The 13,931-nt window shown below is 69.9% G+C and carries 13 protein-coding genes; 6 read left to right on the top strand and 7 right to left on the bottom strand.

The genetic code is table 11. From position 1 onward, the window contains the following. Nucleotides 1–9 precede the first annotated feature (9 nt). The 7 genes from Q9S78_RS11125 to pepN form a co-directional block, all read right to left on the bottom strand. Nucleotides 10–459 carry a globin gene (locus tag Q9S78_RS11125; protein WP_311856787.1) on the bottom strand — a complete coding sequence of 150 codons (450 nt, stop codon included), beginning with the start codon at nucleotides 457–459 and terminating at the stop codon, nucleotides 10–12. Next, a complete protein-coding gene (locus Q9S78_RS11130) occupies nucleotides 456–1,547 on the bottom strand; it encodes a mechanosensitive ion channel family protein (protein ID WP_116229067.1) in 1,092 nt (363 codons plus the stop codon). Before Q9S78_RS11130 ends, Q9S78_RS11125 begins: the two co-directional genes overlap by 4 nt. Before the next feature lie 10 nt (nucleotides 1,548–1,557). Beyond that, on the bottom strand, nucleotides 1,558–2,286 hold the full coding sequence (locus Q9S78_RS11135; RefSeq protein ID WP_181900459.1) for a response regulator transcription factor: 729 nt from the start codon (nucleotides 2,284–2,286) through the stop codon (nucleotides 1,558–1,560). Beyond that, nucleotides 2,283–3,536 (bottom strand): sensor histidine kinase, encoded by a 1,254-nt coding sequence (locus tag Q9S78_RS11140; protein WP_311870227.1) that lies wholly within the window; start codon nucleotides 3,534–3,536, stop codon nucleotides 2,283–2,285. The genes Q9S78_RS11135 and Q9S78_RS11140 overlap by 4 nt, the downstream gene beginning before the upstream one ends. A 9-nt stretch (nucleotides 3,537–3,545) precedes the next feature. Next, a complete protein-coding gene (locus tag Q9S78_RS11145; RefSeq protein WP_311870228.1) occupies nucleotides 3,546–4,370 on the bottom strand; it encodes an ABC transporter permease in 825 nt (274 codons plus the stop codon). Further along, nucleotides 4,367–5,281 (bottom strand): ABC transporter ATP-binding protein, encoded by a 915-nt coding sequence (locus Q9S78_RS11150; protein ID WP_311856781.1) that lies wholly within the window; start codon nucleotides 5,279–5,281, stop codon nucleotides 4,367–4,369. The genes Q9S78_RS11145 and Q9S78_RS11150 overlap by 4 nt, the downstream gene beginning before the upstream one ends. A 106-nt stretch (nucleotides 5,282–5,387) precedes the next feature. After that, the gene (pepN, locus tag Q9S78_RS11155; protein ID WP_311870229.1) at nucleotides 5,388–7,937 is read right to left on the bottom strand and encodes an aminopeptidase N; all 2,550 of its coding nucleotides are present in this window, start codon (nucleotides 7,935–7,937) and stop codon (nucleotides 5,388–5,390) included. Nucleotides 7,938–8,061: 124 nt separating this feature from the next. On the opposite strand from pepN, the gene Q9S78_RS11160 reads away from it, so the two are divergent. The 6 genes from Q9S78_RS11160 to lnt all read left to right on the top strand — a co-directional run bounded on the left by Q9S78_RS11160 (nucleotide 8,062) and on the right by lnt (nucleotide 13,929). Then, on the top strand, nucleotides 8,062–8,598 hold the full coding sequence (locus Q9S78_RS11160) for a ribose-5-phosphate isomerase (RefSeq protein ID WP_020097249.1): 537 nt from the start codon (nucleotides 8,062–8,064) through the stop codon (nucleotides 8,596–8,598). Then, nucleotides 8,598–9,590, top strand: coding sequence for an Fpg/Nei family DNA glycosylase (locus Q9S78_RS11165; RefSeq protein WP_020097250.1), 993 nt, complete (start codon nucleotides 8,598–8,600; stop codon nucleotides 9,588–9,590). Before Q9S78_RS11160 ends, Q9S78_RS11165 begins: the two co-directional genes overlap by 1 nt. Before the next feature lie 22 nt (nucleotides 9,591–9,612). Next, nucleotides 9,613–10,266: an FMN-binding negative transcriptional regulator gene (locus tag Q9S78_RS11170; protein ID WP_311870231.1), complete on the top strand. Its 654-nt coding sequence runs from the start codon at nucleotides 9,613–9,615 to the stop codon at nucleotides 10,264–10,266. After that, on the top strand, nucleotides 10,263–11,765 hold the full coding sequence (locus tag Q9S78_RS11175; protein WP_311870233.1) for an amidohydrolase: 1,503 nt from the start codon (nucleotides 10,263–10,265) through the stop codon (nucleotides 11,763–11,765). Before Q9S78_RS11170 ends, Q9S78_RS11175 begins: the two co-directional genes overlap by 4 nt. Nucleotides 11,766–11,776: 11 nt before the next feature. Then, nucleotides 11,777–12,307, top strand: coding sequence for a gamma carbonic anhydrase family protein (locus Q9S78_RS11180; protein ID WP_311870234.1), 531 nt, complete (start codon nucleotides 11,777–11,779; stop codon nucleotides 12,305–12,307). 68 nt (nucleotides 12,308–12,375) lie between these two features. Next, a complete protein-coding gene (gene lnt, locus Q9S78_RS11185; RefSeq protein ID WP_311870236.1) occupies nucleotides 12,376–13,929 on the top strand; it encodes an apolipoprotein N-acyltransferase in 1,554 nt (517 codons plus the stop codon). Nucleotides 13,930–13,931: the final 2 nt, after the last annotated feature.

A 13,931-nucleotide genomic window follows, 5' to 3' on the forward strand; every position in this document is an offset into this window, starting at 1 on the left:
CGTGGGGACTCACGCCCCGGGGTGCAACGGCAGGTTCGTGCCGCCGCGTGGTTCGGTTGTCGGGCCGGCGCCGGTCGGTTCGAATGTGTTCACCATCGCGTGGGCGGCGCGCTGGAGATAGTCCCAGAGGGTCGCTTCGTGCAGCGGCGACAGCTGTGCTTCGTCGACCGCGATCCGCATCGCGCGCAGCCAGCGGTCGCGCGCCTCGGGGTTGACGTGGAAAGGCATGTGACGCATGCGCAGGCGCGGATGACCCCGCGTCTCGCCATACGTCGTCGGTCCGCCCCAGTACTGCTCGAGGAAAAGCAGCAGCCGCTCGGCGGCGGGTCCGAGGTCCTCCTCGGGGTACATCGGCCGCAGGATGTCGTCGGCGGCCACTTCGCGGTAGAACGCGTCGACGATGCGACGGAACACGTCGTGTCCGCCGACCTCGTCATAGAAGCTCGTCTGCTCGCTCACGGCGCCGCGCTCCCCTCGGGGGCGTCCCCGTCGGTCCGTCCCCGCTTCTTCGGCCGCCATGCGAGACGCGGCGGCGTCGCCGGCGGCGTGATCTGCTGAGGCTTCGTCTTTGGCGGGTTCGCGCCCCGCACGCTCTGTGCCGCGTCCGCGCCGGTGAGGAAAACGGAATCGAGCTGGGGGAGGGGGACGCCCAGCTCGTCGAGTGCCTTCTTCAATCGCGTGCGCAGCGCACGGGACACGTCGTCCTTCGCGTTCGGGCGGGTCCTCACCACGAGGCGCGTGACGATGGTCTCGCCGCCGATGGACTCGAGACCCCAGACCTCGGGCTTGTCGATGATGCGCGTGCGCCACTTCGGTTCGCGGACGAGGTCCTTCGCGGCCGACAGCATCGCGTCCTCGACGGCATCCAGGTCGGCATCGGTGGGCACACCCACGTCGATGACGACGCGCGCCCAGCCCTGCGACATGTTGCCGATGCGGGTGATCTCGCCGTTTCGGACGAACCACAGGGTGCCGTTGACGTCGCGCACGTGCGTCACGCGCACGCTCACGTATTCGACGACGCCGGTCGCCAGCCCCACATCGACGACGTCGCCGATGCCGATCTGGTCCTCCGCGACGATGAAGATGCCGTTGAGGACGTCCTTGACGATGTTCTGCGCACCGAAACCGAGGCCGGCGCCGATCGCCGCCGACAGCAGCGTGAACGATGCGAGGACACCCGGGTTCAGGATGTAGACGATCGTCAGCGCGGCGATGATGACGATCGCGACGTTGACGATGTTGGTGAGGATCGACCCCAGGGTGCGGGTGCGCTGCACGACGCGGACCTGTGCGAGCGGCGACATGTCGATCGCGCGCGTGTCCTCCGCCGCGGCGCGCGACTTGGCGCCGGTGACGATGCGATCGACGACCCGGCCGATCAGCCGGCGCATGATCCACGAGAGGAGCAGCGCGAGCACGACGGTGACGACGACCCACAGGAAGCTCCAGCCGGCCGAGACGAGGAAGGCGAAGAATCCGTCGCGGATGGCCTCCCACCCTTCGGGAGGGGTCGAAGCGGATGCGGCGTCAACGATCGTGGTCATCGTCTCGATCCTAACGACGGGTCCCGCCGTCCACCTGAACGCCCTCGGCGGCGTGCTCCCACGGACTCGCCAGCCCGTGGGCGATGAGGACGGCGTGGACGCGGTCGCGGGCCGGGAGCTTCGCGAGGATCCGGCCGACGTGCGTCTTGACCGTCGACTCGCCGAGGAACAGTTCCTCGGCGATCTCGGTGTTCGTGAGGCCCCGCGCCATCGCCTGCAGCACGTCCTGCTCGCGCGACGTGAGGAGGTCGAGCCCGGCCGACCCCGTCGCCGCCGGGGGAGCGGCATCCGCTCCCTGTCCTGCGGTCACGAGTTCGATCATCCGCCGGACGATGCGAGGGGCGAGAGTGGCTTCCCCCGCGGCGACGGCGCGGACAGCGGCGACGAGCTCATCCCTCCCAGCATCCTTCAGGAGGAAGCCGCCCGCTCCGGCGCGGAGGGCGCCGAACGCGTACTCGTCCAGATCGAACGTGGTGAGCACGAGCACGCGGACGCCGGGGTGGTCCCGAGCGATCGTCGCCGTGGCCTCGATCCCGTCGACCCCCGGCATCCGGACGTCCATCAGGACCACATCGGGACGCAGGCGTGCCGTCGCCTCGATGGCCTCCGCACCGTCCCCGGCCTCGCCGACCACCTCGATCCCGTCGGCGGCTTCGAGTACCATGCGGAACCCGAGGCGGATGAGCGATTGGTCGTCGACGATCAGCACCCGCACCGCGGCGGAGGGGGACGTACTCATGAGGTGGACTCCTGTCGGGGAATGCGGGCGGCGACCGACCAGCCGTGCGGACGGCGCGGACCTGCCGTGATGCTGCCTCCCGCGAGCCCGACGCGCTCTCGCAGACCGCGCAGGCCGAAGCCGGCGGTGTGCTCCGAGGCGGACGTCGGAAGGCCGTCGTCCGTGACGGTGACGGACACGCCGTCCGGATCGTGCTGGATCGCCACGTCGATGCGAGTGGCCGCCGACGCATGGCGGAGGACGTTCGTCACGCTCTCCTGCACGATCCGCGAGACGGCGAGCTGAGTGCGGGAGTCGAGATCTGCCGGATCACCCGAGACGACCAATCGGGTGTCGAACCCGGCCGCACGCGCGGACGCGACGGTCTCCGTCGTGGTGTCCCGGGCGAGCGGCGCGAGCGGAGCCGCATCCGCGTCGCGCAGGATGCCGAGGGTCGCCCGCATGTCTTTCAGCGCCTCTCTGCCCGTCGCCGCGATGGCCTCGACGCCGGGGCGCGTGCGCTCGGCATCGTTCGAGGCTGCCACGCCTTCGGCCAGGGCGACCATGACGGTGAGCGAGTGGGCGACGATGTCGTGGAGCTCCCGCGCGATGCGCTCGCGTTCGGTCGAAGCGGCGAGCTGAGCCTGCTGGTCGCGCTCGACGACGAGGCGTTGCGAATGGTCGATCAGCGCCTTCACGTACCTGGCGCGGGAACCGACGTTGGCTCCGATCAGCCCGCCGATCACCGCGTTGAGGCCCTCGTTGACGAGCGAGCCCCAGACGACGGTCGTCGAGCTGAGATCGGTCGCGATCAGGACGAGACCGGCACCTGTGAGGACGGTCATGACGGTCCCGGCTCCGATGAGAGCCGCGCGAGAACCGACGTGGACGGCGACCGTGTAGGTGGCGACGAGCAGGAGCGGACCGTTGATCGGCGCCGGCGCGAACATGTACGCGAGAGACACGACGCACGAGGCGGCGAGGACGATGAGGGGATGCCGTCGCCGGATGAGGAGAGCCAGGCACCCCAGGACGACGACGACGCTCAGCGCGGGCAGCACGCTCTGCCACTCCCGCGAGTTGGTACCGATGCCCTCGGGCAGGATCGGCGTAGCGATCACCGGAATCGTTGACACGAGGAGGCACACGACCACGACGAGGATGTCTGCGAACAGCGGATGCCGTGCCCAGTACCGCCGGAGGAGCCCCGGCGGACGCGGAAGCCGCAGCTCCCCCTCGCTGGAGGAGGAGCTGCGGCTTCGATTCGTCACGCCAAGACCCTACGCGTCCCGCGTCCGCAGGACTGCCCAGCCCCCGACGAGAGCTGCCGCAGGCCAGGCGAGCAGCACGATGACGTTCCGCACGGTCTCGTTCGCGGGGTTCGTCGTCAGGGCCGCCGCGGCGGACGACGGCAGGTAGTTGTAGAGGTCGATGAGCCATTGCCACGACTCACCGCCGAACGAGAACAGGCTCACGACGATCGGCAGCACGAAGAGGATGCCGACGGTCGCCGCGATCGCCCCGGCGCCGTTCCGGATGAGAAATCCCCACCCCAGGCCCAGCAGGGCGAACGTCGCCATCGAGATGACCGCCCAGCCGAGGGGGATCCAGGTCCGTTCCGCGTCGCCCCATTCGAAACCGTTCTCACCGTAGATCGGTGTGACGACGAGCACGGAGATGAGCGAGGTCACGACGGTGGTGGCCACCAGGGTGACGGTCACGACCAGCGCCTTGGCGAGCAGCACCGCACCTCGTCGCGGCTCAGCCGTCAGGCTCGACCGGATCATCCCGGTGGAGTATTCGCCCGTGATCGCCATCGCCCCGAGGATGCCCGCCACGAGCATCGTGAACTGCAGCGGCGACACGACGGCGGTCGTCGGATTCAACGACATCTGACCGGCGGAGTCGCCAAGGCTGTTCATGACCAGCGCGATCAGCAGCGAGATGCCGACCGCCAGGACGACCGTGACGATCAGCGACCACCACGTGGAACGCAGGGTGAACAGCTTGAGCAGTTCGCTCTGCACCAGGCGGAAGAAGCCCAGACGGTAGGACGATGGTGCCGTGGGCCGAGCCGCGGCGCGGGACTCGGTCGTGATGGTCATGATGCGGCCCCCTGCGTGCGGTATTCGACGGATCCCTCGGTGAGGGCGAGATAGGCGTCCTCGAGCGATCCGCTGCGCGGGGTCAACTCGTGGAGGGCGATGCCGTGCTGCGCCGCGATCTCGCCGACGGCGGCAGCCGTGGTGCCGGCGATGTCGAGGAGGCCGGGTTCCGACGACGTGACGGTGATCCCGGTTCCCGCGACAAGCTGCGCGAGTTCGGCGGCGCGCGGGGAACGGACGCTGACGGCGCTCCGTGTCCATGCCGCGACGAGATCCGAGATGCTGGCGTCGGCCAGCACTCGACCGCGGCCGAGGACGATGACGTGGTCCGCCGTGAGGGACATCTCGCTCATGAGGTGACTCGACAGCAGCACGGTGCGGCCGGATGCCGCCTGTGCGCGCACAAACTGGCGCACCCAGCGCACGCCCTCGGGGTCGAGGCCGTTCACGGGCTCGTCGAGGATGAGCGTCTGCGGGTCGCCGAGGAGAGCCGCCGCGATTCCGAGCCGCTGTCCCATGCCGAGCGAGAACTTGCCGGCGCGGCGCTTCGCGACGCTCTGCAGGCCGGTGATCTCGATCACCGCGTCCACGCGTGAACGCGGGATGCCGTGGGTCGCCGCCATGGCCAGCAGGTGGTTGCGCGCGCTCCGACCGGTGTGCACCGCCTTCGCGTCGAGGAGGATCCCCACCTCGGTTAGAGGCGAACGCAGCGATCGGTAGTCGCGTCCGTCCAGCGTGACGCGTCCGGCGGTCGGCTTGTCGAGTCCCACGATCATCCGCATGGTGGTGGACTTGCCGGCGCCGTTCGGCCCCAGGAACCCCGTCACCTTGCCGGATTGGACCGTGAAGTTCACGCCATCGACGGCTGTCTTGTCTCCGTACCTCTTCGTGAGGCCTTCTGCAACGATCATGCAGCCCACGCTACGGAGCGGCTGGCCCACCCCGCGTCCCCCGTGAGCGGGAGATCGCGGCGGGGCATGTCCCCCTGTGGTACGACATGCCCCGCCGCGGCCGTGCTCAGTCCTGCGCGTCGCGCTCCTGCACCGAGAGGGCGCGCTCGACGCCCGCGAGGTTCTCGTTCACGAGACGACGCAGGGCCGCGGGTGCGTCGCGGTGGTCTGCGAGCCATCCACGCGTCGCGTCGCGCAGCGCGGTGTTCGCCAGCGGCGCCGGGAACAGGCCCACGATGAGGTACTGCGCGATCTGGTACGTGCGCGACTCCCAGACGGGCAGCAGCATGTCGAAGTACGCGCCGACGAAGTCGCCGAGAGCCTCGATCCCGGCGGGGTGGACGAAGCCGGCCGCCGCCGAACGGACGACCGTGTTCGGAAGATCGGCGTTGTCGATGAGCGACGCCCACGCGGCACGCTTCGCGTCGACCGTGGGCAGCGCGGCGCGCGCCTGTGCGGCGAACTCGCCGCCCTTGGCGGTGTTGTCGGACGCCAGCGCGTCGTCGATGTCGGCAGCCGAGACGACGCCACCGGCGGCGAGCGACACGAGGAGGGCCCACGAGAGGTCCGCATCGATGTCGAGTCCGGGGAGGGTGAGTTCACCCGAGCGCAGCTGTCCGACTCGCTCCCAGTCCGCGGCGGTCGCGGCCGCCGAGGCGTAGGCCGTCACGAACTGCAGCTGGCTGTCGCTTCCCGCCTCGGCATCGCGGGCGAGATCCCACAGGCCGTCGGCGACACGCCGGCGCGCGGCATCCCGCTTCTCCGGCGACACGTACGAGTTCGCGGCCAACTGGAGCTGCCCGAGCGTCGTGCGGACGGTCGTGGACTCCGTCTCGGTCCCGATGTTCTGGAGCACGAGATCGATGTACTCGGATGCCGAGGCTTCCGCGTCGCGCGTCTGATCCCACGCGGCACCCCAGACGAGCGAACGGGCGAGCGGGTCGCTGATCTTGCTCAGGTGGGCCGTCGCCGTCTTGAGCGACCGCTCGTCGAGCCGGATCTTCGCGTACGCCAGGTCGTCATCGTTGAGGAGAACGAGGTCGGGCTGGGTGAGGCCGACGAGCTCGGGCGCCTCGGTGAGGTCGCCATCGACGTCGAGTTCGACGTGGTGGGTCCGGACGAGCGCGTCTGCCTGGAGCGAGTAGAAGCCGACCCCGAGGCGGTGCGGGCGGATCGTCGGGTAGTCGGCGGGCGCCGTCTGCACGATGGCGAAACGCGTGATGGTGCCGTCGCCGTCGACGCGGATCTCGGGGGCGAGCGTGTTCACGCCCGCGGTCTCGAGCCACTTCTTCGACCAGGTCGTCAGCTCGCGGCCGCTGGTGGCCTCGAGCTCGACGAGCAGGTCGCTGAGCTCCGTGTTGCCCCAGGCGTTCTTCTGGAAGTAGGCCGACACCCCGGCGAAGAACGCCTCGATGCCGACCCATGCGGCGAGCTGCTTGAGGACGGAGCCGCCCTTGGCATAGGTGATGCCGTCGAAGTTGACCTGCACGTCCTCGAGGTCGTTGATCTCGGCGAAGACCGGGTGGGTCGAGGGGAGCTGGTCCTGGCGGTACGCCCAGGTCTTCTCCATGGCGTTGAACGTCGTCCACGCCTCGGTCCATTCGGTCGCCTCGGCGGTCGCGATCGTGGAGGCCCACTCGGCGAACGACTCGTTCAGCCAGAGGTCGTTCCACCACTTCATGGTGACGAGGTCGCCGAACCACATGTGGGCGAGCTCGTGGAGGATCGTGACGACGCGACGTTCCTTGACGGCATCCGTCACCTTGGAGCGGAAGACATAGGTCTCGGTGAAGGTCACCGCGCCGGCGTTCTCCATCGCACCTGCGTTGAACTCGGGAACGAACAGCTGGTCGTACTTCGCGAACGGGTAGGGGACGCCGAACTTGTCCTCGAAGTAGGCGAAGCCCTGCCGCGTCTTCTCGAAAACGTAGTCGGCGTCGAGGTACTGCCACAGGCTCTTGCGCGCGTAAACGCCGAGCGGGATAGTGCGACCATCCGAACTCGTGAGCTCGGAGAACACCTGCTCGTAAGGACCGGCGACGAGCGCCGTGATGTAGGAGGAGATGCGCGGGGTCGGGTCGAACGACCAGGTCGCGACGCCGTCGCCGGCGGGCTGCGGCTCGGGGGTCGGGGAGTTAGAGACGACCTTCCACGCGTCCGGAGCGGTGACGGTGAAGCGGAACGTCGCCTTCAGGTCGGGCTGCTCGAAGACGGCGAAGACGCGCCGGGAATCCGGCACCTCGAACTGCGAATAGAGGTAGACCTCGCCGTCGACGGGGTCGACGAAGCGGTGGAGGCCCTCGCCCGTGTTGGTGTACTCGCAGTCGGCGACGACGACGAGCTCGTTCTCGTCGGTGAGGCCTTCGAGGGCGATGCGGGAGTCCGCGTAGACGGCGGAGGGGTCGAGCATCCGGCCGTTGAGGGTGATCTCGCGGATGCCGCGGGCGATCAGATCGACGAAGGTCGAGGCGCCGGCGGTCGCGGCGAAGCGGATGACGCTCCGAGACTCGAAGACCTCGTCACCGGTGGTCAGATCGAGCGTGACGTCGTACGAATGCGTCTCGACGGTCGCGCGGCGCTCCTGCGCTTCGATGCGGGTGAGGTTCTCTCCAGGCACGTTCGTGTCTCCCAGGGGTGAGGGTGGGGTGCCGCGGACGGGCGCTGCTGGCGCCGACGGCAACCGTCACAGCCTACGCCGCCGTCTCGCCGGAACGTGGTACCGGCGTCCCTAGAATCGTCACATGCGCATCCACATCGCGACCGATCACGCGGGCATGGAGTTCTCGACCCGCCTGCAGCACCACCTGGCCGAGGGCGGTCACGACGTCGTCGACCACGGGCCGATCGAGTACGACCCCCTCGACGACTACCCCTCTTTCTGCATCCGCGCGGCACAGGCCGTGGCCGAGGATCAGGCGCGCGGCGTCGAGACGCTCGGCGTCGTCTTCGGCGGCTCCGGCAACGGCGAGCAGATCGCGGCGAACAAGGTGCGCGGCATCCGTGCGGCCCTCGTCTGGAGCATCGCGACGGCCGAGCTGGCCCGCGAGCACAACGACGCGAACGTCATCGCGATCGGCGCCCGCCAGCACACGTTCGATGAGGCCGTCGGGTTCATCGATCGATTCATCGCCACACCGTTCTCGGGCGAGGAGCGCCACGCGAGGCGCATCGCCCAGCTCGCCGCGTACGAGACCGACGGCACGCTCGAGGCCGACCCTCGCGCCGTGACGCCCGACGTGCTCGACGCCTCGGAGACGTTCGACCCGGAAGCCGGCTGATGCCCGAGGGGCATTCCGTCCACCGCATCGCCCGCCAGTTCGACCGCAACTTCGTGGGGCGGCCCGTGTCCGCCTCGAGCCCTCAGGGGCGTTTCTCCGAAGGGGCTGCCGTCCTCGATGGACGCACACCGACCGAGGCGCGCGCGGTCGGCAAGCAGATGTTCCTGGCCTTCGACGAGGACGTGTGGCTGCGCGTGCACCTGGGCATCTACGGCGCGTGGGATTTCGCCGGCGAGATCCTGCTCGATCCGACGATCGCCTCGGCGAACGGACGCATGGGGCAGACGAACCAGCGCGGCGTCGACCCCGTTTACGACGCCGCCGGCGAGAACTCGCTCGCGTCCATCGGCGCGCCGCGGCGGGCCCGCGGCGCCGTCCGTATGAGCGAGCAGACCCGAGGTCTCGACGGCCAGACGGATGCCGAGTGGCCGCCGCCCGTCGTCGGCCAGGTGCGTCTGCGCCTGCTGACCGACTCGACGTGCGCGGACCTGCGCGGCCCCACCGCCTGTCAGGTGCAGACGGTCGACGAGATGCTCGCCACCGTCGCAGCTCTCGGGCCCGACCCGCTCGTCGACGACGTCGCCGAGGGCGAGGAGCGTTTCGTCGCCGCCGCGCGCCGCAAGCCCACCCCCATCGGGCAGCTGCTGATGGACCAGAAGGTCGTCAGCGGGATCGGCAACGTCTACCGCGCCGAGATGCTCTTCCGCGCGAACCTGAACCCCCACACCCCCGGCCGCGACGTCCCGGAGGAGACCCTCCGACTGCTCTGGCAGGACTGGGTGCGCCTCCTGGCCATCGGTGTCGAGACCGGTCAGATGATGACGATGGACGACCTCGACCCCGAGGCGTACCGACGCGCCATGGCGCATCGCGACGACCGCCACTGGGTCTACCACCGGGCCGGTCTGCCGTGCCGGGTGTGCGGGACGGAGATCGTCCTCGAGGAGATGGCGGCCCGCAAGCTGTACTGGTGCCCGCGGTGCCAGGCGTGACGGCGGGGGAGGGGCAGCGGCGATGAGGCAGAATCCGAGCTTCGCCATGACCGACGTGACCGAGATGCGCCGCCTCATCGACGCTCATCCGTGGGTCACGATCGTCAGCGACACCGAGGCGGGCCTCGTCGCCTCGCACTACGCCGTCCTCCTCGACCCGACGCGGGACGATCTGACGATCGTCGGCCATGTCGGGCGGCCCGACGACCTCATCCACGGACTGGGGCAGTCCGAGCTCCTCGTGATCGTCCAAGGCCCGCACGGGTACATCTCGCCCGGCTGGTACGGCGACGGCCCGGCGGTGCCGACGTGGAACTTCGTCTCGGTCCACCTCCGCGGCGTTCCCGAGATCCTGACTTCGGAGGAGAACCTCGAGGTGCTCGAGCGCCTGGTCGACCGCTTCGAATCGGGGCTGCCCGAACCGCGACCGATGTGGCAGGCGCCCAACGACGAGGAGTTCGTCCGTCGGCTCGAGAAGGGCACCGTCGGCTTCCGGCTCACGCCCACTCACGTCACGGCGAAGCGCAAGCTCAGCCAGAACCGGCCGGACGAGGTGGTCGACACGATCATCGATCGACTGGATGCCGGGGCGAGCCCCTACGCGGATCCCCGCCTCGCCGACGAGATGCGCCGTTCGCGCGACGCCATGCGCCGGGCGCGTGAGGGGCAAGGATGAGTGCCGAACGGGGCGATGAGGTCGGCGTCATCGCAGGGGTCCGTCTGACGGGGGCCGACCGCGTCGACCCGTTCGGTGACGACCCCGTCGACGTTCACGTGCGAGGCGGCGTGATCGCCGACATCGCACCCGCGGGTGCCTTGCCCGCCCGCGGGACCGTCGTCGACGGCGCCGGTGGGTGGCTCCTGCCGGGCCTCTGGGATCACCATGTGCACACGGTCCAATGGGCCCTCACCGCACAGCGGACGCCGCTCGGCGACGTCGCGAGTGCTGTGGAGGCGGCATCCGTCATTGGACGCGCCCCCGTCCTCGACGACGGGCGTCGTATCGGCACCGGCTTCCGCGACGCGTTCTGGGCGGACGCCCCCACGCTCGATCTGCTCGACGCGGCGACGGGGGAGGTTCCGACCTACCTCATCAACGCCGACGTCCACAGTGTGTGGCTGAACAGCGCCGCGTTCCGCCGGGAATCGATCGCTCCCACCGCCGACGGGATCCTGCGCGAGAAACCCGCGTTCGAGATCTCCCGGCGCCTCAACGACCTCGAGCCGGCAGTGGTGGATCGGTACGTGGTCGCGGCGCTCGACCGCGCGGCATCCCGCGGTGTCACCGGCATCGTCGACCTCGACATGGCGTGGAACGCGGATGCCTGGGCTCGCCGAGTCGCGGCCGGCTTCGATGCCGTGCGCGTCGCCTTCGGCGTGTACCCGGAGTTCCTCGAACGGGCCGTCGCCGAGGGACTCGCGACCGGCGATGCGCTCGATCCCCGCGGCCTCATCCGGGTGGGATCGCTGAAGGTGATCACCGACGGATCACTGGGGACCCGCACTGCGGCGTGCTCGCATCCCTACCCCGACGATCCGCACAACACGGGCGTCATGACGGTGGCACCGGACGATCTCCGTGCCCTGATGGTGCGGGCGACCGGTGCGGGGCTGTCCTGCGCGATCCACGCGATCGGCGACGTCGCCAACTCCCACGCGCTCGACGCGTTCGCAGCCACGGGCGCGACGGGCACGATCGAGCACGCGCAGCTCGTCGCCCATGCCGACATCCCCCGGTTCGCCCGGCTGGGGGTGGGAGCGAGCGTGCAGCCGGAGCACGCGATCGACGACCGCGACCTGACCGATTCCGTCTGGTCCGCGCAGACCGCCCTGCCCTACCCGCTCCGCTCGCTCGCCGACTCCGGTGCCAACCTCCTGTTCGGTTCGGATGCCCCGGTCTCGCCGCTCGACCCCTGGGCCGCGATGGCTGCGGCGGTCCACCGCACGCGCGGGGGACGTGAGCCGTGGCGACCGGATCAGGGACTGTCTGCAGCGATCGCGCTCGCGGCATCCACCGCCGGAGGTTCGCTGACGGGGAGCGCCCTCGAGCCCGGGGGCACCGCCGACCTCGTCGTCGTCGACAGAGACCCGCTGACCGCGACGGACCCCGAGCTGCGGACGACGCGCGCGGCAGCGACGATCCTCGCCGGCCGCCTCACCCACATCGACGGCTGAGGAGCAGAACCATGACCGTGTCACCTGACGCCACTGTGATCTCCGTGGCGGGCGGCGTCCCGTCCGTCCCCGACTCGGCCTTCGTCGCCGCGGGCGCCCGCCTCGTCGGCGCCGTCTCCCTCGGAGAGCGCGCGAGCATCTGGTGCAACGCCGTCCTCCGGGGCGACAGCGCGCCGATCGCGATCGGGGCGCGGAGCAATGTGCAGGACGGCGTCGCGATCCACGTCGATGCCGCGCACGGGGTGGACGTCGGAGAGGACGTCTCGATCGGCCACAACGCCGTCGTCCACGGCTGCCGCATCGGCGACGGAACGCTCGTCGGCTTGGGGGCGGTCGTCCTGTCCGGTGCCGACATCGGACCCGGATGCCTCATCGCCGCCGGCGCCGTGGTCCTCGAGGGGACGGTCATCCCGAGCGGGTCGCTCGTGGCGGGTGTGCCCGCGCGCGTTCGACGTGAGCTGACCGACGAGGAGCGCTCCGGGATCCTCCGCAACGCGGAGATCTACCTCGGTCACGCCGAGCGGCACGGTGCTGTCTCGTGACCGGGACCGTCTGGCGACCGGGACCGTCTCCAGCCTCGCCATAGCCCGACTCATCTAGGCTTCCGTCCGTGCCCGAACGCCCCCTGCTGCCCCTGTGGCTCGCGTTGCCCGTCGCGATCGCCGGGGGAGCGGTGCTGGACCTCGCCTTCCCCGACATCGGCATCTGGCCGCTCGCGTTCGTCGGCGCCGCGCTCACGCTCGTGACCCTGATCGGCCGCTCCGCGTGGGGTTCCGTCGCCGTGGGCGCCGTGTTCGCGGCATCCTTCTACCTGCTCCACATCGCGTGGATCACCCGCTACCTCGGCGCTGTCCCGTGGTTCGCTCTCGCGGGGGTGGAGACGATCCTCAGCGCGGTCGGAGCGATCGTCATCACGCTGTCCTACCGATGGCTACCGCGTCTGCTCCCCGGGTCCTGGGCACGCGTGACCCTCCTTCCGGCGCTCGTCGCCGCAGCGTGGACGGCGCGCGAGCAGTTCATGGGCTCGTGGCCCTACACCGGCTTCCCCTGGGCACGACTCGGAATGAGCCAGGCCGACAGTCCGCTCGCGGAGCTCGCGTCGTGGCTCGGTGTGAGTGGTCTCACCTTCGTGATGGTGTTCGTCGTCGCCGCTGCCATCGAAGCCGTACGCCTGCGCGTGTGGCGTCGCGTACGCCTGCTCGCACCCGCCGCCGTCGCTGCCGCCGTCCTGGTCCTCATCCCGCAGTTCCCGACGACGGATGCCGGAACCATGCGCGTCGGCGCGGTGCAGGGCAACGGACCCTCGGGCTTCTTCGACAGGCGTGAGCCCTACGACGTGTTCCGGGCCCAGCTCGCCGCGACACAGCCCCTCATCGGGAAGAAGCTCGACGTCCTGCTGTGGCCCGAGGGCGGTGTCGACGCCGACCCGCTGAACAACAGCTCCATCGCAGGAGCGTTGGACGACCTGTCCCGGGAGGTGGAGGCGCCCCTACTCGTGAATGCCGCCACCGAGCGCGACTCGCTCGTCTACAACACCTCGATGCTGTGGCAGGCAGGCCGGAAGAACCCGCTGGCGATCCACGACAAGACCCATCCCGTGCCGATGGGGGAGTACGTGCCCGATCGCTGGTTCTTCGAAGCCTTGGCGCCTGATCTCGTCGGCCTGATCACTCGCGAGTACACCCCGGGTACGAACCCGCCCTTCTTCGATGTGAACGGCGTGGGCGTCGGTTTGGCGATCTGCTTCGACGTCATCTACGACGACGTGATCTGGCAGGGTGCCCGGGACGGCGCCGAGGTGTACATGTTCCAGACGAACAACGCCGATTTCCGCGGGACCGACGAGAACGTGCAGCAGCTCGGATTCGCGCGCATGCGGGCGATCGAGACGGGCCGCGCCGTCGTCAACATCTCGACGGTGGGGACCAGTCAGGTCATCGGTCCGGACGGCTCCGTCATCGACGGCCTGGCCGCAGACACCTCCGGGGCCCTTCTGGTGGACGTCCCGCTGCGCACCGGCCTCACACCCGCCGTCGTCATCGGCCCGGCGGTGCAGTGGGTCCTCGGCTGGTCGGCCCTCCCCGTGCTGCTGCTGCTCGGCGTCCTCGTCCGCAGGCGCACGAAAGCGGCGCCGTCCGCGAAGGACGACGCCGCTGAAGTGTGAGG

The sequence above is a fragment of the Microbacterium aquilitoris genome (assembly GCF_031932285.1).
Classification (GTDB): Bacteria; Actinomycetota; Actinomycetes; order Actinomycetales; family Microbacteriaceae; genus Microbacterium; species Microbacterium aquilitoris.

Bases quoted from the DNA above. Each gene is read 5' to 3' on its own strand.
- Q9S78_RS11130 (WP_116229067.1), bottom strand. From the start codon at position 1,547: ATGACCACGATCGTTGACGCCGCATCCGCTTCGACCCCTCCCGAAGGG.
- Q9S78_RS11135 (WP_181900459.1), bottom strand. From the start codon at position 2,286: ATGAGTACGTCCCCCTCCGCCGCGGTGCGGGTGCTGATCGTCGACGAC.
- Q9S78_RS11145 (WP_311870228.1), bottom strand. From the start codon at position 4,370: ATGACCATCACGACCGAGTCCCGCGCCGCGGCTCGGCCCACGGCACCA.
- Q9S78_RS11150 (WP_311856781.1), bottom strand. From the start codon at position 5,281: ATGATCGTTGCAGAAGGCCTCACGAAGAGGTACGGAGACAAGACAGCC.
- Q9S78_RS11160 (WP_020097249.1), top strand. From the start codon at position 8,062: ATGCGCATCCACATCGCGACCGATCACGCGGGCATGGAGTTCTCGACC.
- Q9S78_RS11165 (WP_020097250.1), top strand. From the start codon at position 8,598: ATGCCCGAGGGGCATTCCGTCCACCGCATCGCCCGCCAGTTCGACCGC.
- Q9S78_RS11170 (WP_311870231.1), top strand. From the start codon at position 9,613: ATGAGGCAGAATCCGAGCTTCGCCATGACCGACGTGACCGAGATGCGC.
- Q9S78_RS11175 (WP_311870233.1), top strand. From the start codon at position 10,263: ATGAGTGCCGAACGGGGCGATGAGGTCGGCGTCATCGCAGGGGTCCGT.
- Q9S78_RS11180 (WP_311870234.1), top strand. From the start codon at position 11,777: ATGACCGTGTCACCTGACGCCACTGTGATCTCCGTGGCGGGCGGCGTC.